This window comes from Patescibacteria group bacterium, assembly GCA_041661505.1.
Taxonomy (GTDB): domain Bacteria; phylum Patescibacteriota; class Patescibacteriia; order Patescibacteriales; family JBAZCA01; genus JBAZCA01.
The window spans coordinates 149,633-169,612 of the sequence record JBAZUF010000001.1; the positions used below are offsets into that span (position 1 = coordinate 149,633).

General features: G+C 45.6%; 21 protein-coding genes and 1 pseudogene. 1 reads left to right on the plus strand and 21 read right to left on the minus strand.

The genetic code is table 11. From position 1 onward, the window contains the following. Nucleotides 1-7: 7 nt before the first annotated feature. The 3 genes and pseudogenes from WC715_00765 to WC715_00775 form a co-directional block, all read right to left on the minus strand. Entirely contained in the window at nt 8-2,254 is a 2,247-nt protein-coding gene (locus tag WC715_00765) for a S8 family serine peptidase (protein MFA6170982.1), read from the minus strand. A gap of 92 nt (nt 2,255-2,346) precedes the next feature. Beyond that, nucleotides 2,347-3,375: an endolytic transglycosylase MltG gene (mltG, locus tag WC715_00770; GenBank protein MFA6170983.1), complete on the minus strand. Its 1,029-nt coding sequence runs from the start codon at nt 3,373-3,375 to the stop codon at nt 2,347-2,349. Nucleotides 3,376-3,407: 32 nt separating this feature from the next. Continuing rightward, nucleotides 3,408-3,521 (minus strand): annotated as a pseudogene (locus WC715_00775) (protein-L-isoaspartate(D-aspartate) O-methyltransferase). Between the two features lie 170 nt (nt 3,522-3,691). Between WC715_00775 and WC715_00780 the strand changes: the two are divergent. Then, entirely contained in the window at nt 3,692-4,132 is a 441-nt protein-coding gene (locus tag WC715_00780; protein MFA6170984.1) for a divergent PAP2 family protein, read from the plus strand. Nucleotides 4,133-4,162: 30 nt separating this feature from the next. Here WC715_00780 and gpmI (WC715_00785) read toward each other — a convergent pair whose 3' ends face one another. The 18 genes from gpmI (WC715_00785) to WC715_00870 form a co-directional block, all read right to left on the minus strand. Next, nucleotides 4,163-5,752 (minus strand): 2,3-bisphosphoglycerate-independent phosphoglycerate mutase, encoded by a 1,590-nt coding sequence (gpmI, locus tag WC715_00785; GenBank protein ID MFA6170985.1) that lies wholly within the window; start codon nt 5,750-5,752, stop codon nt 4,163-4,165. Between the two features lie 105 nt (nt 5,753-5,857). Then, nucleotides 5,858-7,432: a 2,3-bisphosphoglycerate-independent phosphoglycerate mutase gene (gene gpmI, locus WC715_00790; protein ID MFA6170986.1), complete on the minus strand. Its 1,575-nt coding sequence runs from the start codon at nt 7,430-7,432 to the stop codon at nt 5,858-5,860. Beyond that, nucleotides 7,429-8,682 carry a phosphopyruvate hydratase gene (gene eno / locus WC715_00795; protein ID MFA6170987.1) on the minus strand — a complete coding sequence of 418 codons (1,254 nt, stop codon included), beginning with the start codon at nt 8,680-8,682 and terminating at the stop codon, nt 7,429-7,431. Before eno ends, gpmI (WC715_00790) begins: the two co-directional genes overlap by 4 nt. 9 nt (nt 8,683-8,691) lie before the next feature. Then, nucleotides 8,692-9,243, minus strand: a complete 552-nt coding sequence (locus WC715_00800) for a prepilin-type N-terminal cleavage/methylation domain-containing protein (GenBank protein ID MFA6170988.1) — start codon at nt 9,241-9,243, stop codon at nt 8,692-8,694. A gap of 45 nt (nt 9,244-9,288) precedes the next feature. Further along, nucleotides 9,289-10,548 (minus strand): phosphoglycerate kinase, encoded by a 1,260-nt coding sequence (locus WC715_00805; GenBank protein ID MFA6170989.1) that lies wholly within the window; start codon nt 10,546-10,548, stop codon nt 9,289-9,291. Nucleotides 10,549-10,732: 184 nt separating this feature from the next. Continuing rightward, a complete protein-coding gene (locus WC715_00810) occupies nt 10,733-11,851 on the minus strand; it encodes a PDZ domain-containing protein (GenBank protein ID MFA6170990.1) in 1,119 nt (372 codons plus the stop codon). 41 nt (nt 11,852-11,892) lie between these two features. Beyond that, on the minus strand, nt 11,893-12,657 hold the full coding sequence (locus WC715_00815) for a hypothetical protein (protein MFA6170991.1): 765 nt from the start codon (nt 12,655-12,657) through the stop codon (nt 11,893-11,895). 46 nt (nt 12,658-12,703) lie between these two features. Then, the gene (locus tag WC715_00820) at nt 12,704-13,120 is read right to left on the minus strand and encodes a hypothetical protein (protein ID MFA6170992.1); all 417 of its coding nucleotides are present in this window, start codon (nt 13,118-13,120) and stop codon (nt 12,704-12,706) included. A 95-nt stretch (nt 13,121-13,215) separates the two neighbouring features. Next, nucleotides 13,216-13,548, minus strand: coding sequence for a hypothetical protein (locus tag WC715_00825; protein MFA6170993.1), 333 nt, complete (start codon nt 13,546-13,548; stop codon nt 13,216-13,218). A 67-nt stretch (nt 13,549-13,615) separates the two neighbouring features. After that, nucleotides 13,616-14,659 carry a PilT/PilU family type 4a pilus ATPase gene (locus WC715_00830; GenBank protein ID MFA6170994.1) on the minus strand — a complete coding sequence of 348 codons (1,044 nt, stop codon included), beginning with the start codon at nt 14,657-14,659 and terminating at the stop codon, nt 13,616-13,618. 59 nt (nt 14,660-14,718) lie between these two features. After that, nucleotides 14,719-15,345, minus strand: coding sequence for a class I SAM-dependent methyltransferase (locus WC715_00835; GenBank protein ID MFA6170995.1), 627 nt, complete (start codon nt 15,343-15,345; stop codon nt 14,719-14,721). Beyond that, a complete protein-coding gene (locus WC715_00840) occupies nt 15,346-15,609 on the minus strand; it encodes a hypothetical protein (protein ID MFA6170996.1) in 264 nt (87 codons plus the stop codon). 59 nt (nt 15,610-15,668) lie between these two features. Then, a complete protein-coding gene (locus WC715_00845) occupies nt 15,669-16,208 on the minus strand; it encodes an alpha/beta hydrolase (GenBank protein ID MFA6170997.1) in 540 nt (179 codons plus the stop codon). Continuing rightward, nucleotides 16,205-16,540 carry a hypothetical protein gene (locus tag WC715_00850; GenBank protein MFA6170998.1) on the minus strand — a complete coding sequence of 112 codons (336 nt, stop codon included), beginning with the start codon at nt 16,538-16,540 and terminating at the stop codon, nt 16,205-16,207. The genes WC715_00845 and WC715_00850 overlap by 4 nt, the downstream gene beginning before the upstream one ends. A gap of 9 nt (nt 16,541-16,549) precedes the next feature. After that, a complete protein-coding gene (locus WC715_00855; GenBank protein MFA6170999.1) occupies nt 16,550-16,957 on the minus strand; it encodes a hypothetical protein in 408 nt (135 codons plus the stop codon). Between the two features lie 178 nt (nt 16,958-17,135). Further along, nucleotides 17,136-17,705 (minus strand): prephenate dehydratase domain-containing protein, encoded by a 570-nt coding sequence (locus WC715_00860; protein MFA6171000.1) that lies wholly within the window; start codon nt 17,703-17,705, stop codon nt 17,136-17,138. Nucleotides 17,706-17,718: 13 nt separating this feature from the next. Beyond that, nucleotides 17,719-18,777, minus strand: a complete 1,059-nt coding sequence (locus WC715_00865) for a Fic family protein (GenBank protein MFA6171001.1) — start codon at nt 18,775-18,777, stop codon at nt 17,719-17,721. A gap of 90 nt (nt 18,778-18,867) precedes the next feature. Beyond that, on the minus strand, nt 18,868-19,860 hold the full coding sequence (locus WC715_00870) for an epoxyqueuosine reductase QueH (GenBank protein ID MFA6171002.1): 993 nt from the start codon (nt 19,858-19,860) through the stop codon (nt 18,868-18,870). Nucleotides 19,861-19,980 lie beyond the last annotated feature (120 nt).

Below are 19,980 nucleotides of genomic sequence, written 5' to 3' on the forward strand. Positions count from 1 at the left end.
ATATCTTTTACTTAGCTATCTTAATATACCCCACATTAACCCCCTGGTTAAAATCCGCCGCGAGGGCGTAATAGGATCCCAAAAGCACTCCTCCGGAAGTGAAGGAACGCACGTGCGGCGCGCCGCCCGGGCCGGCGCCGGTTATAATTTCCGAAAGTCCGTCGTTATTTATATCGCCTGAAGCTAAACTCACTCCGCCGCGGAAACTTTGGGTATAGGCGAAGAAAAAGGAAAGCATCTTGGTGTTGTCAAAAATTTTTATTTGCGAAGGCATGCCCGGCCCCGGAGCGGTAATAATTTGGGGATAGCCTTTGCGGGATAAATTGTAGGCGTTGCCAACGGCGATTCGGACTCCGCCCCGGAATTTTTGGTCATAGGCGAAAAACTGGCCTTTTAATCTTCCGGCCCGGTCGAAAATCCGAACGTGCGGGCCGCCGCCGGCGCCGGGCCCGGTAATAATCTCCGTGGCATTGTCGCCGTCAATGTCGCCCGCCGCGACGTTCACTCCGCCGGTGAATTTTTTGTCATAAGAAAAAAACTGGAGGCGGACTTTTCCCGAGCCGTCAAAAATCCGGACGTGCGGGCCGCCGCCCTTTCCCGGCCCGGTGATGATTTCTTTTATGCCGTCGCCGTCAATGTCGCCCGCCGCGACGTTCACTCCGCCGCGGAAGCCCGGGGCGTAAGCGAAAAATTGCCTTTTTAATTTTCCATCGGCGGAAAAAATTTGGACGTGCGGGCCGCCGCCGGCGCCCGCGCCGGCTATTATTTCGTCTTTTCCGTCGCCGTCAATGTCGCCCGAAGCTAAACTCACTCCGCCGCGGAAACTTTGGTTAAAAACCGGAAACTCGCTGATTTTTTCGCCGTCTCTGTTGGAAATTTTCAAATTAGCCGGCAAGCCCGCCAAAGGCGCGGTAACAATATCGCCGGAAAAAGAGTTAAGCTGGGCGAGCGCCAAATCAAGCGGATTCAAGACGTTTAACCTCCCCCGGCCGAGCTGGCCCAAGAAAGCCGGATTCACCCGGCTGATGTTATCGGTATTGTCCAGCAAAAGATTAACCGCGTCTTTCCGCGACAAGCCGTAATTAACTTCCAAAAGAAGGGCCAGCGCGCCGGAAACCTGGGGCGCGGCTACCGAAGTTCCGGACCAGTAGCCTTCATAATAGCTGTTGAAAAATTTTTCGCCGATAGAGGCGGACGGGTTATAAACCACGGTCGAAAAAACGCTCTCGCCCGGAGCGGACAAGTCGATGCACTTAAAGCCAAAGCTGGAAAATTTAGATTTTTGGTCGATGGAATCAACAGCCGCCACGCCGATTACCCAATTTTCTCCGTTCGGGCCGTCGTGGCAAACCGGGTACATGGGAGTCTGATCCAAAAAAAATCCCTGGCCGTCTTCAGACTCGTTTCCGGCGGCGGCCACTACCAATACGCCGGCATCATGGGCCCGCTTTATCGCCTCATTCAAAGCTTCTGAATACCCGAAGCCGACAAAGCTGAAATTTAAAATATTGGCGCCCTTGGAAATGGCATAATCTATGGCCTTAATTACGCTTAAGGTGTTTCCCTGCCCGGCATCGTCCAATACTTTTAAAGGCATAATCTTCGCCCGCCAGGTTACGCCGGCGATTCCGGTCGCGTTATTGCCCGCGCTGGCCGCGATCCCGGCCACGATCGTTCCGTGGTTTACCCCGCCCTCGGTAAAGCCCGGCTTAAATTTAGGCGACGGGTCAGAAACATTGTTTACAAAATCCCAGCCGTTCACGTCGTCAATATAGCCGTTATGGTCGTCGTCAATTTTATTGCCCGCGATTTCGTCCGGGTTGGCGTAAATATTTTCCGCCAAATCCGGATGGGTGATTTGGACGCCGGAATCGATTATCGCTATGGTTACGTTCGGGCTTTCGCGCTTTCTATCCCAGGCTTCTTGGGCCTTTATTTTTTTTAAATACCATTGTTCGCCGTAAAAAGGGTCGGACGGGATAATCACCGCCCGGTATGTGTAATTCGGCTCGGCGCTCTCCACTTCCGGATTCTTTTTATATTGGCGGACAGCCTCTTCCACGCTTTCCGAAGGGGCCAAAAATACTTTCACTGCTTCTTTGGCGGATTTAAATTTTACCAGTATCTGCCCCGGTTCGTATTCGGCCAATCCGGCTCCCTGGGCGGCTTTATCATTTCCTGAATCGGCATTAAAAAACCAAACGCTAAAAACGCCGGCCACGATAAAAAAACTGATGAAAATCTTCACCTTCATATAATCCAATTATATCATAGCCGCTAATTTTAATACAAATAAAAACTGCCCCGAAAAATGAGGCGGTTTTTTCTTATCGCGCCAATTTTCTATTACTTCAAATAAATTCCCTTGTTCCGCACGTGTTCGTCAAAAGTTTTTGAATAAATTACCTTATCTTCGCCATTAACCTCGGCCGTCAAAAAATAATTATAATCGGTAGCCGTCGGGTAAATCGCGGCTTTAATCGCGTTTAAGCCCGGATTGGCAATCGGCCCGGGCGGAAGGCCTTTATTTCTATAGGTGTTATACGGCGAATCGATTTGGGTATCGGCTTGGGAATACTGGTCTTTGTTGACCCCTAAAATATAGGCAAGCGTCGCGCAGGACTGGAGCGGCTGGCCGATTTTTATCCGGTCCCAAAAAATCCCGGAAACAATTTTCATGTCTTCGGGGGTGCGGACTTCCTTTTCGATTAAAGACGCCATGGTAATAATTTGGGGCAAAGTTTTTCCCTGGCTTTTTATTTCCGCGCGCATTTCCGGCGTTAATTTTTTCTCGAAATTGGAAAGCATTTTTACCGCGATATCTTCCAGGCCCGAATCCTTAAAAATCCGGTAAGTGTCCGGGAAAAGATAGCCTTCCAGCCCGGCTTCGCTCGGAACGTCTTTTAAAAATAACAATTTTTCCGCCGGCCCGCTGGCCCAGTAGCCGGCTTTTTTCGCGGCAAATTCTTCAAATCCGGTTTCCGCCGCCAAGCCGTTCTTAATCAGGTATTTTCCGATTTCTTTTAAATTCCAGCCTTCGATTATCCGGATATCGGTTTCGCGGCTGATTGTCGTTCCCTTGACTAAAGTATTGGCGATCTCCCTGATATTTAATTTAGGGCTTAAGCGGTGATCGCCGGCTTTGAATTTACTCCCCCATTTTTTCAGCCAAATGTAAGTTTCAAAATCAAACTTGGACTTAATTAATTTTTGGCCAAGAAGGTTTTGGCTGATTTGGTGCACGCCCTCGCCTTCTTTAATGGTAAAAGCCTGGTCCGCGCCGTTAGGGTCAGCCGGGCGGTTAAACTTTTGCCAGCCAAAGCCTAACCCGGCGGCGGCTAATATAAAAATAACTAGAATAATTTTTTTTGCCATATTTGAAAATAAAAATTTTTAATCTTCATGCTTACCATCCGTCCGCCCGCCTTTAATTGCTTAAGCAGGTTTGCGGGCGCTTTTTCGGCCGCCGCGGATACCAGTATTTTATCAAAAGGCGCGAAATCCGGCAAACCGATATAACCGCCGGGCTTTTGGCGGCTTTTGATTTTATTAAGTCATCGGCTAAAGACATGGCGTTTTTATCCTGCTATGGTATAATAATAATAGTTTATTACTTCTAGCGCAATTGGATTATATTTGTAATTTTTGAAGCAAGGGCTGTCTGGCAAATATAATCCGAATGTTAACAAACATGTACGATGTTTTACTGCTCCCGATTCTGGCCGGCCTTATGGCCCAATTTATCAAATTTTTTATCCGCACCAATAATTACCGGCTTACCTGGCACAACCTTTTTGCCTATTCGGGCATGCCTTCCATGCACACGGCCATCGTTTCTTCGCTAGCGACAATTGTCGCCTTGAAAGAAGGCCTTGGTTCGCCGATTTTTGCCGTCAGTTTCGTCCTGGCCGCTTTTATCATAAGAGACGCCTTCGGCCTCCGGCAGTATCTTGGCGCCCAGGGAAAAGTCCTAAACGTCCTGGTCAATGACTTAAAAGAAGACGATTTGCTTGACCGGAATTATCCCCGGCTTTTGGAAAAAATCGGACATACGCCGGCGCAAGTGGCGGCCGGAGCGATTTTAGGGTTAAGCGTAAGCCTCTTGGGATTTTATTTCCTTTCCTACGTTTAAGAGATCTTCATTATATAAAAACAAAATTTACTAAATCAAAGACCTTCCGGTCATCTCTTTGGGCTTAGCCAAGCCCATTATTTTTATTATGGTTGGGGCGACATCGGACAAAATTCCCTGCGGCTTCATTAAGGTCAAGTCGCCGCCTATCGTATCCTGGCCGCCGATAGTTTTCCCTTCAAATTCCTTTCCTACTAAAATAAAAGGGACCGGATTGGTTGAATGCTCTTTTTCCATCGTTCCGGTTTGCATGTTAAACATCGATTCGGCATTGCCGTGATCGGCGGTAATTACCATGACTCCCCCGCTTTTCAAAACCGCCCGGGTAAGGGATTTTAGGCACTTATCAACGGCCAAGACGGCTTTTTCCGCCGCTTTCAGGTTGCCGGTGTGGCCGACCATATCGGCATTGGCGTAATTTATCAGAATAAAGTCATAAGCGCCGCCCTCAATAGCTTCTTCAACTTTTTTGGTTAACGCAAAAGCCGACATTTCCGGCTTCAGATCATAAGAGTCGATCCGCGGCGAAGGGACTAATACATGATCCTCACCCTCTCCCTTTTCCTCGCGGCCGCCGTTAAAAAAATAAGTGACGTGGGCGTATTTTTCCGTCTCGGCGATCCGCAGCTGTTTTAAGCCCGCCTTGGAAATCACCTCGCCCAAAGTGTTCTTTACCGGCTCTTCGCTAAAAGCCACGCCGGCCGGCAGTTCCTTTTCGTATTCGGTAAAGCCGGCGAAATACAAATCATTTATCGCTGGCCGGCTGAATTTATTGAAAGCGGGCAAAGTAAGGGCTTTGGTAATTTCCCGGGCCCGATCCGGGCGGAAATTGAAAAATATGACCGCGTCATGGTCTTCAATTTTTCCTTCCGGCTTTCCTTCGGCATCGGTAATTACCGTCGGGACGAATTCCTCGTCGTAAATTTTTTTATCATAGCTTTCGGCAATGGCTTTAACCGGATCGGCGGCGGTTTTTCCTTTCCCTAAAGCCATAGCCCGGTAGGCTTTTTCGACCCGGTCCCAATGGTTGTCGCGGTCCATGGCGTAAAACCGGCCGGAAAGCGAAGCGATTTTTCCCCGGCCGTATTCGGCAATGGTTTTTTGCAGTTCCTCTATAAAAGCCAGGCCCGAATTAAAAGCCGTATCGCGCCCGTCCAAAAAGGCGTGGATATAAACCCGGTCGATTTTTTTTTCTTTGGCTAAAGCCAGGAGAGCGGTTAAGTGGTCGATTGAGGCATGGACTCCGCCGTTTGACAAAAGCCCCATGAGATGGAGTTTGGAATTATTTTTTTTCGCGTGTTCAATTGCTTCGTTCAATGCTTTATTTTCGAAAAAACTATTGTTGTTGATGGCTTTGTTAATCCGCGGCAAGTCCTGATAGACAACTCTCCCCAGGCCTAAATTAAGATGCCCGACTTCCGAATTTCCCGCTTCGCCCCAAGGCAACCCGACCGCCTCGCCCGACGCCATTAAAGTCGCGGAAGGATAGTGGGCGATAAGCTCGTTAAAATTTTCAGTTTTTGCCTGGCTGATGGCGTTGCCTGAATATGGCTGGCTTACTCCCCAGCCGTCCAAAACAACAAGCACTACCGGCTTTGGCCGGCTATTTTGTTTGGCCATAATAAATAAAATTTCTTTCGTTAATTCCTCTTTAAAACCAGTTCCTGGTTCCAGTTAGAATAATAGCCGATTGCAAAAATTTTTACAACCAATTTATATTACGAGTTATATTATTAGCGATTTTCCCTTCATTTGCGCCGGTTTTCTTATATCCAATAATTGAAGTATGGTCGGCGCGACGTCTCCCAGGATTCCATTGTCTTTCAAGCGGGTTTTTAGATGGCTGTCGCTCACTAAAATAAAAGGCGCTGGGCTCGTGCTGTGCTCGGTATCGATTTCTCCGGTTTTTAAATTAATCATTGATTCTACGTTGCCGTGGTCCGCGGTTACCAAAACCGTTCCTTTAACTTTTAAATAGGCTTCAACAATCTTCCCGAGAAAGCCGTCAACCGCGCTTACGCATTCGATCCCGGCTTTTAAGTTTCCGGTGTGGCCGATCATGTCTGGCGCGGCAAAATTCAGAACCGTAAAATCGTATTTTCCAGCCTTGAGATTATTTAATACCAGCTCGGTAAGGGCCGCCGAGCTCATCGCCGGGGTAGCGTCATAGGATTTAACGTCCGGCGAAGGGATCATAATCTGGTCTTCCCCGTTCACTTTGCCCGAATATCCGCCGTTAAAAAAATAAGTGACGTGGGCGTATTTTTCCGTCTCGGCGATATAGGCCTGGCTTATATTTTTTAAAACCATCGGCAGGGTCTCTTTTACGTCAATGCTTGGGAAAGCGGAAAGAATATTTCCCAAATCCGGGCCAAAATCGGTCATGGCGATAAAAACCAAATTTTTTGGCGCCTTTTTCGGGATAAAGCATTTCGCGTTCATCTGGCAAAAATGCTTTTGGACAAAAACTTTTGAAAGCTGGCGCGCCCGGTCAGACCGCAGGTTGAAAAAAATAATGCTGTCATTGTCTCTAATCCGGGGAGTTGGCTTGCCCTTGTCCGTAATGACATAGGGTTCTATAAATTCATCCGAGTCGCCGCGGTTGTAGCTTTCGGTTATGGCTTGTTCGGCGCTTTCGGCTTTCCTTCCTTCCCCTAAAACCAAAGCGTTATAAGCTTTTTCGGTATTGGACCATTTTTTCTTGCGGTCCATGGCATAATACCGGCCGATTATAGTCGCGATTACTTCGCCGTTTTTGAAGCATTTCCTTAAATCCTGGATTAGTTTCAGGCCGGCGTATTTAGGAGAGTCGCGGCCGTCGGTAAATAAGTGAAGGCAGACGTTTTTTACTTTTTGGAGCCGGCAGAAAGTTATCAGGGCTAAAAGATGGTCCGGATCGCTGTGGGCGCTCATGCCGTTTGAAAGCATGCCCATAAGATGCAGATTGGAATTTTTTTCCTTGGCATTTTTTATGGCTTCGAGAAATGCCGGGTTTTTAAAGAAAGTCCCCTGATTAATGCTTTTGGAAATGGCTACCGCGTCCTGCTCGACAAGCCGCCCGGCGCCTAAATTTAAGTGCCCGGCTTCTGAATTTCCCGCTTGCTGGGGCGGCAGACCGACCGCTTTTCCCGATGCTTTTAGAAGCGTGTATGGATATTTTTTTTGGAGGCCGGTCATAACCGGGGTTTTGGCAAGGGTGATGGCATTGCCTCTTGAAGGCTTATTAATTCCCCAGCCGTCCAATATTACCAAGATCATGGGCGGATTATTTTTGTTTTTCGGTTTTTCCGGATTTATCATAGTTTGTTTTCGATTTCCATCAGCCGGTTATATTTGGCAACCCTTTCGCCGCGCGAGAGCGATCCGGCTTTGATATAATCAGCGCCGGCCGCGGCCGCCAGATCCGATATAAAATCATCGGTCGTTTCGCCCGAACGGTGAGATATGATAATTTTTAAGGCGTGGCTTTGCGCCAATTTTATGCAATCAATAGTTTCGGTTAAGGTGCCGGCCTGGTTGGGCTTAATTATTATCGCGTTGGCCGCTTTTTCTTTTAAGCCCTGTCTTAGGCGGTGGATGCTGGTGGCGAATAAATCATCGCCAACCACCATCATCTCGCGCCCCAGCTCCCGGTTCAATTCCTTCCAGCCGGAAAAGTCGTCTTCCGATAATCCGTCTTCCAAATAGACGAGCGGATATTTTCTAAACCATTCATAATAAAGCCCGGTCAAAGTCGCGCCGGTAAAATTTGACTGGTCCAGCTTAAAAATATATTTTCCGGTTTTTTTGTTGTAGATGGCCGAAGAGCCGACGTCAATCCCAAGGCCAAAATCCTTTCCCGGGTTATAGCCGGCCCTTACTCCGGCGGCTAAAATCAATTCAATGGCCTGGATAGAAGAGTGCATGTCCGGCGCGTATCCGCCCTCGGCTCCGACGTCGGTATCAAACCCGGCTTCGCGCAAAACTTTGCCCAGCATATGGAAAATTTCCGCTCCCATCCGAACCATTTCCCGGAAGCTTTTTTTTGTTTGCCCGGGAATAACTAAAAATTCCTGAAAATCCAGGTTAGTGTCGGCGTGCCGGCCGCCGTTAAAAATATTAAAGCAGGGGATCGGCAATTTGGGCCGGCTAAAATTAAAATGCTTTTGGATATACTGGAATAATGGAAGTCCTTTTGATTTTGCACCGGCGCGGCAGACGGCAAGCGATACCGAAAGGATGGCGTTCGCGCCCAGCCGGCATTTATTTTCGGTCCCGTCCAAATCAATCATCCGTTTGTCGATTATTTCCTGGACGCCGGCGTCCATGCCGATAAGTTCCGGGCCGATAATATCATTCACATTCTCTATCGCTTTTAAAACTCCCATTCCGCCGTAGCGCTTCCGGTCATTATCCCGCAATTCAAAAGCTTCGTATTTGCCGACTGAAGCGCCGGACGGGACGCTTGACTTAGCCGTGACTCCATTATCTAAAACGACCTCGGTTTCCACGGTCGGATTTCCCCGCGAATCTAAAATTTCCCGGGCAACAATTTTTTTAATTCTACTCATACTGATTTTTTATTGATAGCTTACGCAATAATTCATGCGCCGGTTAACGGGAAACGGATTAGGATTATCGGACTTAAAGTTGTTATAGTCTGAATAGTAGCAGGTGTTTTGAGTGGCAGTATCAATAGCCGAAGGGTTTTCAAGGGAAGTCCATAAGGTAAAACCTGTAACAGTGGCTCTAATCATATAAGCACTGCCGATACTGTTATAGCCAGAAACATTCCCCGACGGATCAATAATAACACTCCCGACATAACCTAAATCCTTTAGTTCCTTGGCAACTGAATCATAGGGGCCGCTTACTCCGTCATAGTCATAACTAAACCAGCCTTGTCCGTTTCCGTTGCTACCGCTATTATCGACCGTGTAATGGCCATTATTTTCATAATACATATGAAGCGCTTTGGCAATAAGCGTCAGATCGCTTTTTCTTCTCGCGTCCCGAGCCCTTTCCCTGGCGCTTTTTAAGGCAACTACGGCCAGAGTGGAAAGAAATCCGATTATGGATATAACAACCAATAATTCAATTAGGGTAAAGCCCGAGCTTTTTTTGCTTCGCATATTGGTTAAATGGTTATTTTGATTAATTTTAGGTATTTAAATAAATTATTTCCCGGTTAATCCCTCCAGGCCCGGCATTCTTTCCCCGCCCAGATAAGAAAGCATTGCCCCGCCGCCGGATGAGGCCCAGTCGATGTATTCTTTCATTTTGCTTCTTTCCAAGACCTCCATGGTTTCCCCGCCGCCTACGGCCGCGAAAGCTTTTCCCGATGCCCGGCTGGCAACCAGCCTGGCGATTGATAAGCTCCCTTGGGAAAAATGGGGGTTTTCAAAAAGCCCCATCGGCCCGTTCCACATTAGGGTTTTAGCCCCTTTGATAATTTTCGCGTAAGCCCTTATCGTTTCCGGGCCGATATCGAATATGTATTCATTTTTTTTCACTTTATCGATCTGGCAATGCCTAATTTCCCCTTTTTCCTTTCCGGCCGAAACAATGACGTCGGCCGGCAAAATTATCTTTTTCCCGGCCGGCTGGCGGATTAGTTTCCTGGCCAGCTCGACGTCTTCGGCGCTAACCAGGGACTTTCCCACTTCCAGCCCTTGGGCGGCAAAAAAATTATTGGCCATGGCCCCGCCGATTAAAATTGATTCGTATTTAGGCAATAGGCTGTTTATCAAAGCGATTTTGGTAGAAATTTTCGCGCCGCCGATTATGGCCGTTGCCGGTTTTTCCGGCCGGACGATTTTTTCTAAATTTTCGATTTCTTTTTCAACCAAAAGCCCGGCGTAAGCGGGAAGGAATTTTTTTATGGCGCTTACCGAAGCATGGTTCCGGTGATCTACGGCAAAAGAATCATTAACATAAATACCGCGCGCCTCTGGTTCGCCGTCTGCGGAAGCTTGACCCGCCGGCCGGCTAGAAACTTTTTTTGTTTTGGGGCCGGCCGATTTTAGAACCAGCCGCGCGAGAGCCAGAGCGAATTCCGGATCATTCCCTTTCTCGCCTTTATGCATCCTTAAATTTTCAAGGAGGATTATTTCGCCGGGTTTAAGTTTTTCCGCTTCTTTTTCCGCTTTTTCGCCAATGCAATCCGGTACGAATTTTACTTTCCCGCCGAGCAGTTCACCGAGCCTTTTCGCGACTCCTTTAAGGCTCGCGTTTTTTTCGCCGCCGATTGGTTCCAGATGGCTTGCGGCTATTATCCGGCAGTTATGTTTGAGAAGATATTCTATGGTTGGCAGGCTGGCCGCAATCTTAAAATCATCAAGCACTTTGCCTTTTTTCACCGGCACATTCAGGTCAGACCGGAGAAAAACCAGCCGGCCGCTTAAATTTTTAACATCTTGAATTGACTTGATTGTCATAGTTCCCTGAAAAAAACCCGCCTGCCTGACTCTGCCGCGGCGCGCAGGCCAATGCGCTAAAAATCCGCGGGTTCAGGCCCGCCATACCGCTAGATTATTTATTAACCCCATTATAGCACAGATTAAGGCAAAAAAAAATCGGCCCCGGGCCGGAAAGCCGATTTTAAAGCGCGCCAGCCGGATATTACTTAAATTCTCCCAGCTTTACTTCCACCTCCCGGGTTTTTCCTTTATCTAAAACCTTAACTTTTATTTTATCGCCAATCTTATAACTCCCTAAAATCGCTTCCAGGTCGTTATTTTTATCGATTTCCAGTCCGTTTACGGAAAGTATGAGGCTGCCCTCGGCCAATCCCGCGGCGCCGGCCGGGCTGTCTTTTTTAACCGCCGTGCCGTCCGAACTTTTTACTATAAGGGCGCCTTTTTCTTCCGGATAGCCGACCAGGTCTTTTAAATTGATATAATTAACTCCCAGGCCGAGGCGCTTAACCGCGTGCACGGATAAAAGGCTTTGGATCGCCGGAAGAAAATTATTTATATGCTCAATCCGGCCGTCGCGGTTAATATATCCGGCCAAATCCCCGCCCATGGAAAAAATAAACGTCCCTTTAAATTCATCCCTGGGGGTTATGTTTAGGACAATTTCCCTGGGATTATAATCGCTTGATTTTATCTGCCCTCCCGGATTTTTGACCTCGGCAACGTTTCCCGAAGAAAGTATGCCGTCCCAGCTTACCGCTAAAACCGTCAGGCCGGGATAAATGGCGGAAACCGAAGAAAAGCTCGGCGCTGAAAGCCCGTTGGCCTGGATCTTTAAAAACGCGTAGCCGCTTAATTTGTCGAAAACCGCCTGGCTGATATCATAAACTTTTTTATCGCGGGTAACGACCTGGTAATTTTCGATAACATTTTTTTCAGCCGTTTCGAAATTTTTGGCCAATATCCACCCGTCGCTCGTTATGACGATGCCCTGGGCCTGTTCCTGGCTTATAATATAATATTTATTCAATTCCCCTCCGTTTTTCGTTTTGGCGCTTTTTTTAAATATGCCTGCCAGGCTGTCAGAAACCGATCCGGCGGTTTCGTTTATCTTTACGCTTTCCTGGACAATTACGTTTTTCGGCTCGCGGATTATCACATTCCCGTTATTTAATGAAGAAGAAACGTCAACCGGCCCGTAAAAATAATCCGAGCCAAAATAATTTTTGGCCGCGGCCAAAGAGACTATTCCGCCCAGCACGCTAAAGGCCAGGGCCAGCGCGCCGATTTGAAAAAATCTATTTTTTATGATTTTTTTATACATATTAAAGCCTGTATTTAATTAAGAACCGGCGCGAGGCCCCGCTATATCCAGCGGGCCGAAAGAAGGATGGCAACCAGGCAGACGGCCGCCACCCCAAGGTAGGTTTTAATAATTTTTCCTTCTAAAGTACCTTGCAGATGATGCTTGGAAATGCCGATTAATACATAATATCCGGCCGAAAGCATCATCCCTAAAATACTGTAGCTTAAAGGCAGAAATGAAAGCGTCCAGGCGATTTCGACAAGGATTAAAGTCAAGACGAAAATATAAACGCTTGAATCGGAAATCGCCGCTTTGTTGGCCCAGTTGACTTGATATATAACAAGCAAAAAGAAAATTGTCAAAATAATCATAACCAGCCAAACCGGCCAGCCGATAAAAGACTGGATCCCGTAGAGGGCTGAAGATAGGAAAAAGACGGCCAAAAAATTCCCATAAGAAGAAATGCTTTCGATCTGGAAGCTTTTATAGCGGGCGGGAAAAAAATGATAAAAGAATATAGCGTTAATGTAGAAGTAAATTATTACTATCGCGAGAAAAATAAGCCCCTGAATCAGCGCGGGATTAGCCAGTACCAGGGCGTACGCGATAACGCTGTTTATGAGGCAAAACGGCAAAATGGCGAAATTCTGCCACCCTCCGGCGGCCGAGCCGCTTTTTTTCGCGATCCGGTAAACCGAGTAAAAAACAACTAAATTGATTGCCGCCCAAAACACCCAATAATTTTTCGGATAAAAAATCAAGAGCTCGGTAAAAGCGTAAATTAAAATTGGCGCGAAATATGTTATGTATTGGGGCGCTTTCATTTTTTTTATCGTCTGATTAAGCCGGCGGATTAAGCGTGCCGTCCGCCTACTCAAGCCAGCTATAAGAGGCTTTGGCTTGTTCGATTTTATTCTGCCCTTCCTCGCTTGCCGCGGAGCCGCCGGAACCCAGAGAATCTTCAATCTTAGTCAAAGCCAGAACTAATTGGACGTGCAGTTCTTTAAACTCGGCGGGAACCTTCAGGGCCAAGAGCTCCTTTTTCACTTTTTCAATTTCATCGAAAGTAAAATCCCCTCTCACTTTTAAGCCGGCATATTCGGCGATTGCCGCCTGGGCGCCTCTTTTGTAGTCTCGAACCAGCTTTTCATGATCAACCGGAGCCAGGGCCTGATTAAAAGAGCCGGAGTTCGGATTTTGGCCCCTTGAAGTGATAATAACCGCCGAAACCGCGGCCAGCAAGCCCACGAGGACTACGTACATTACGAATTTTGATCTCCTTGTCATAATATGGATTTAAGATGTTAGCGTTTTTTTGATAAATCAGTCTGCGTCCGGAGGCTGAAAGTTTCGGGCGGCTAGATTATAAATACAAAGTCGGCTTAGCCCAAGTTAAAATTTTTAGCATCCACTTCGACCCAATCGTCCTGCCCCTCGTCCCATTTGGAAATCATCAATTTATGCGACTTTTCATCTTCGCTATAGATGTATTTAACCTCGCTTTGGGATCCGATTCGGTTAGAAAAACTTACTTTCTTGTCCAATACCACCGGCTTGGAAATAAATTCAAGCCTCATTTTTCCCAGCGGGCCGTTAAAAACAATAAACTCAACGTCAATGCCGCCTTCCTCATCGACCCGGTAAGCGCCTTCCTCCTCAACTTTAAAATTGTCCTTGATATTTCCTAAAATATCCTTCCATCTGTCCGGCAGCATAAGTTTAAATAAATTTAATTCAATCAACAGCCTGTCCGTTTTAAAGGCGCGGCAGTAAACTCAAAAATTAGTAGTACACGGCTTGGGTCTCAAGGTTCCTTTTCCGGTTTTTGGCGACTTCATCGGTAATCAGCCCCCGGTCAAGGAGCCGGTCAATGGCTTTGTTCATAGTTACCATTCCTTCCTTGTGGCTGGTCTGGATAACATTGGAAATCTGCCCGATTTGGTTTCTGCGGATGAGGCTCGCCACCGCCTGGTTATTTAATAATATTTCCCGGCAGACTGTTCGTCCGCCGCCGACTTTAGGGAGAAGCTGCTGGGCGATAATCGCCCGAAGCACGGTTGAAAACATGTTAAGGACTTCTTGCTGCTGGTGGGAGGGGAAAACGTCGATAATTCTTGAGATTGTTTCCGCCGCCGTCGAGGTGTGCAGGGTCGACAAAACTAGATGTCCGGTTTCCGCCGCCGTAAGGCAGGCGGTAATCGTTTCCAAGTCGCGCAACTCGCCTACCATGATAACGTTCGGATCTTCCCGCAAGGCGTATTTCAAGGCCGAGGCGAAGCTTTTCGTATCGGCTCCGACCTCGCGCTGTTCGATGATACTTTGCTTTTCCTCAAACAAATATTCGATCGGGTCTTCAATAGTAATGATGTGCGATCTTCTTTCCTGGTTAATTACGTCGATCATAGTGGCGAGCGTCGTCGATTTTCCATTGCCTGAAGGGCCGGTAACGAGAATCAAGCCGTCCTGCAAGTGGGTCAATTTATAAAGCACTTCGCTAAAATCGATTTCTTCGGGTTTGGGAACGTATTTTGGAACCAGCCTTCCTGATAAGGCGATCTTGCCTTCCTGGTAATGCAAATTAACCCTGAAGCGCGCCCCGAGAATTTCCTTGGATAAATCAAGCTCCTTTTTCTTTTCAAATTTCTCAATCGTTTCCGGCTCAAGCAAAGAAAAAATCGCCTTTTTCAGGACTTCACCGTCTAAAGGCTTGTGGTTTAATTTCAATAACTCGCCGTTTAAGCGCAGGGCCGGAATGCTCCCGGAAACCAAGTGAATGTCCGAGGCTTTTTTTTCGATCGCCTCCTTAAAATATTGCGAAATATCCATAATTTGGTACTAGATATAAGCTCTTAGAGTATACCCCAAAACCCTTGATTTTTACAATATCAAATCTTTTTTGCGATGGCTTCTATATAATTAGATTTGTAGTGCTTATAGACCGAAGAGCTTTTTCTTATTCTGATAATTTTGAATCTCGACAGCGTCGATTCCATATAATCCTTATCAAAAAAATGCCGCAGGTGCTTTTTCCTGTAATATAAATTAGCGCCGATCTTTTTTCCTTTACCGCAGAGCTCGTCGCCGGTCGATTTGCATTTGATAAAAATCAACCCGTTCTTTTTTAATATGGCGTAAAGCCGGCCGAATATTTTTGCCGTGGTTTTGCCGTCAAAGTAATGCAGGCTCAAGTGGGCGTAAATTATATCAAAGGAGTTATTTTTGAAATTAAGATTATCAAGACTCATGCAAACCGGTTTGAGATTCTTTATATTCTTGGGAATTTTTGAAAGGCAGGCGTCGGAAAAATCCAAAGCCGTAACCCGAAAACCTTTTTTGGCAAAATAAACCGAATCCTGCCCCAGCCCGCAGCCCAAATCAAGAAGCGTTTTATGCCGGCTGTTTTTCTTTGAGTATAAAAAACACCGCTTGGCAAAACCGTTGGCCGCCCTGAGCGCAGCCGCCTCCCACTTCCCTTTCCACAATTTTTTTTGGTCAAATATCTTATGGGACATTTATTTAGGCTGTTTGTTATAAATCAATTTTTGGATAAATAAAGTCAGCCACAGTGCTCCGGTAATAAAACTGATTACTCCCGAAAAAACCAGACCCAAAGTAAAATACGTGTAGGTTATGGCGAACAAGCCGATAAAGGTCGGAACGGAAGTGGCGTAGGCGATGTGCCCCTTCTTTTCTTTGAAGCCCTGATAAATCTGCGGGATAAGCGACACTGAAAAAATTATACAGGCGATTGCTATTACGATGTCTTGCCAAAGCATGTTGTTAATATAAAAAATTAAATTTTCCGGCCAATACCTCACAGCCAGTTATTATTATTTTAGATAAGTTCCAATAATAAAGGAAACTCTTTATACGGCTGATTATAGGTAGTCGAACCCATGTGCCCGTCATGCCGGATAATAAGCCGCCCGCCAAGATGTTCCTGCATAATCTTCCCCTGCTTATCATCGCATCCCCAAGGATCGTTGTCGGAATTAATAAATATAAATTCTCCGGCTTTTTCTTTTATCTTCTCCCAATTAAATTCTTCGGAATCTTTAGAGGCATTCACATCCTTTCGCAAAGCCTTGGCATAGCCGGACACCAAAATGGCTTTTTTTATCTTAACATTAATGTATTCCAAAACACTCAAGATGATTTGCGCTCCGGCCGAATGGCCGATCAAAATAGTTCCGCCGTTTATTTCTCCGTTCTCCAGGATATATGGCAGCCATTCTTTTAAATTCGGATATTCGGCATTTGGTAAAGCCGGAAGCCAGACTTCAAATCCCCGGGCTTCCAATTCTTTTTCGAGCCAAGGAAACCAATATTTGTCCGGTGAATCTCCGGTGCCATGTAATATTATCGCATTTTTCATGGCTTTTTAATTCTCTTTAGTACCGCGTCCTGGTAAAGACGAAACGCTTTTCGTTTTTCTTTCGGATAAATATATGGCGATCCTAAAATCTCTCCGCATTTTTTGCATTTTAGCGCTGAAACATCTTTTATATTCAAAGCTTGCAAACCGGTTAGATGGCCGGGAGAAAAAATCCGGTCAAAATATAAACGCTTCAAATTTCCCGGCCCGTCTTTTTGATAAACTAGAATCTGGCTCTCGCACTTCCGGCAGAGGACATCTAAAAGCCGCGAATGTCCGCCGCGGGCCGATTTATATTTATCCTTTTTAAGCGCTAAGCTTGGCTTTTTCATATATCTAAATTAATCCCTAACTACATACCTAAACTCCTTAACCTCTTCCTCAAATTCTACTTCCTCAAATGGAACCGGAATAATTTCTTTTGATTTTTCAATTTTAAAATATCTGATCGGCTTGCTAAGCTCTTTGGCGATTTTTATTTCGGCAAGGACTCCGTTAGAGATCGGACCGAATACCCAAATTTCATCAGCTCTTTTCACCAGGTTATTATTTCCTTCGCGCACTAAGTCCCGGTCAACCGTGTCTAATAAAAAATATTCGGATATCATGAACGGATTTAACGGCACGCCATGCTGTTCAAAAACATATTTAGAAATATGCATCCTAAAATAAAATAAATGCTTTGACATGGCCGTGAAAATCAAATTCTTGTCATTCGTCAATTTTAGAGCGTTATGCGTGAAAGACATATTGAGATATTATATTTTTATTATTCCATTATATTGGCAGTGCCTTTTGCGCCAAATTCCTTAAACGCCTCGTAATACATTTTTCTGCTTTTTTCACTCTTTTGTCAATATAATCGTAAAAAATTGTAAAAAATTAGCTAGTTTCACGATTACAGGGAGCCGTGTATATTTTGTTCCATCATTTTTTAACCAAATATATTACTACAAAATAACCCTTATTACTGGGAAGATCTTTTAAGTAGGTGTCCAGCCCGTACAATTCGGCGCAGACGATCGAAGAAATGGCCAAAGAATTATTCGGATATTTTCCTTCGCTTAAATTTTTTGCCGCCAGGCCGGTATCGGCTTCTTTAACCAAATTTAATTTAGGAAATTCTTTTTTTAAAAAGGCGGCATGCTCTTTTAAAGCCTGGGGATGGGAGTAAATATTGACGGTCTTATTTTTGTCAATTTCCGATACTGACAAAAGCGCATGGTCCAGTTGAAGTTTTTCTTCGCCGACTTTTTCATAATTATATTTTTTTATGGCCGCCTGCGTTTCATCAACCAGCCCGGCCCGGGATTCCCAGGCAAAAGTCCCAAAGTCGACTTCCCCGCCATCCAAAGCTTTTAAGACATTTTCTGTTGAAATCAAATATTTGATTTCGTAATTTTTCCAGCCATGCTTCTCGGCAAAAATTTTGGCCGCCCGTTCATTGGTACTACCGCTTTCACCTTGTATTCCGATTACTATTTTTCTGTTTGTCATTTTTTTTACTCTTCTAGGAGTTAGCGATATAGGAAGTGGCTTTGCCTTTCCCAACCGCCTTAATCATTTTTATTTTTTTCAATTTTTGCAGATGCAACTGGGCCGTCCGCCGCGGGCAGGAAAAAATATCTTCTATGTCTTTTACGGTGATTCGTCCGACTTGATCCAAAAAATCTATGATTTTTAGCTGTTCGGGCGTAAGATATATTTGCCCATTAACTTTTCCCTCGGCCTTACGGGTGGATAACGCCAATATTTTATCCCTTACCTCATAAATTTCTTTTTTAAACCCTTTGACGAAGTACTCCAGCCAAGAAGTAATATCCGTGCGCCGCTCGTCATAAGTTTTTCCTACATTGATGGCCTTGTAATACGCCTTCCTATCAGTATTGTAATAATCTTCTAAAGCGAACAAGCGCCGAAAATCATATCCCCGTTCGTAAAGTATTAAGGTGGCCAAAGCGCGGGCCGTCCGGCCGTTGCCGTCGTTAAACGGGTGGATAGCCGCGATTTCCAGATGGGCGATCGCGGCAACGACCACCGGATTTATTTCTTTCTCTTCGCTGTCTTTTAACCAAACGGCGAAATCAGCCATAAGTTTTGGCACTTGCCCGGCTTCCGGGCCGGTATAAAGAGTTTCCAGCGGCACGCCGAACCGCCGGCGCACTACATAAATCGGACCGGGCCGATAGCGGCCGGAAAATTCAGAATCCAGGGTTTTATCCGTTACTAATTTATGGATTTTTAAAATTACTTTTTCGTTAATCGGCTTTTTTAAGGCCACGACTTTTTCAATATATTTTAAGGCGTTCAAATAATTTTTTACTTCATAAACATCCCGATCAGGCGCGTCTATTTTTTTCTTGGCGTATAAAGCTTCAACCTGGCCCATGTTCAGGCGGTTGCCTTCTATTTCCGTAGAATGGTAGGTCATACGGATTATGGCCTGGCGACGCAAACGTAGTTCTTGTTGGGGGAGTATTTTCGCGCGATCAATTATGCCCTTGGCTTCGGCGATAGCCGTAAGGTCGGACAAAATCCTGTTAGTTAGCTTATATTTAGGATTAAACATATTTTTTAGCTTCTATTAACATCATGTCACAAAATAGTGATTCGCGCAAGAATCGCGCAACAATCGCGCAATAAATAATATGGCAACCGGCTAACCCTTTTTACCGGGCCTTATCGAAAACTCACAGCCGCAATAATTCTGGCGGTAAAGTTTTAATTCTTTTGATAAAACGCACGATTTCCTAAAGCCGTCATTCTCTTTAAAATCCCGGGCGAGAAACTTTACTTTATGCTTTTTCTCCAGTTCGGCGCCGATGGACATGATGGCTTTCGCGTCTTTATGAGGACTTATTGTCAGCGTGGAAGTAAAATATTCAAAGCCTAGTTTTTTCGCCGCTCGGGCGGTTTCTTTCAGGCGGGCCTTATAGCAGACCAGGCACCTTTTTCCGCGTTCTTTTTCTTTTTCCAAACCGCGAACTTTTTTCAGCCAGGCTTTATGCCTATAGGGACTCGTGATTAATTTTAATTTCAATTTTTTGGCGATTTTTTTCGCTTCTTCCAGCCTTTTATCATGTTCTTCTTTGGGTGAAATATTGGAATTGGAAAAATACAGGACAACCTGAAATTCTTTTCCCAGCTCCCGGCTCGTAAAAGCGCCGCAGCCGACACAGCAGATATGCAAAAGCAGTTTAGGCTTTTTCGGCGCGTTTATTTTCCAAAACAGCCAGACGAAAAAGACAATTCCGATTACGCCCGCGGCCGTATCGAGTAAAGATGAAGTCCGGCCCGGGATATAGATTTGCAGGTATTCGGTAAAAAATGAAAAGAAAACACTGAAAAAAAACGCCGGATAAACCGCCCACCGCCAGCCTGCCCGCCGAAGAGGCGGGCTTGCCTGCCGACTTGTCTGCCGAAGAGGCGGGTTTATTTGCCGCTCGGGCGCCTTGGAAAAATCTTTTTTTATAAAAGCATTAGCAATAAAATAAAAAAGCAGTCCAAACAGCAAAAAATGCACCACCTTATCGCCGTAGGTGATTTTTTCCACCGCTTCCGGGTAATGCGGCATCGGAAGCGTAACCAACTGGAACACCAATAAAAACCAAGCGAGCGCAATTAAAGATTTTGTTAATTTATTAATTATCATTTTTAAATTTATGGCTGGGGATATTCAATTTTTATGAGCGAGCTTTTGAAAAATTCAGAATAGAATGGGCAAAAAATTGAGGAAACAAAATTTCACTGTCTGATACGCCCCCTCGGGGCG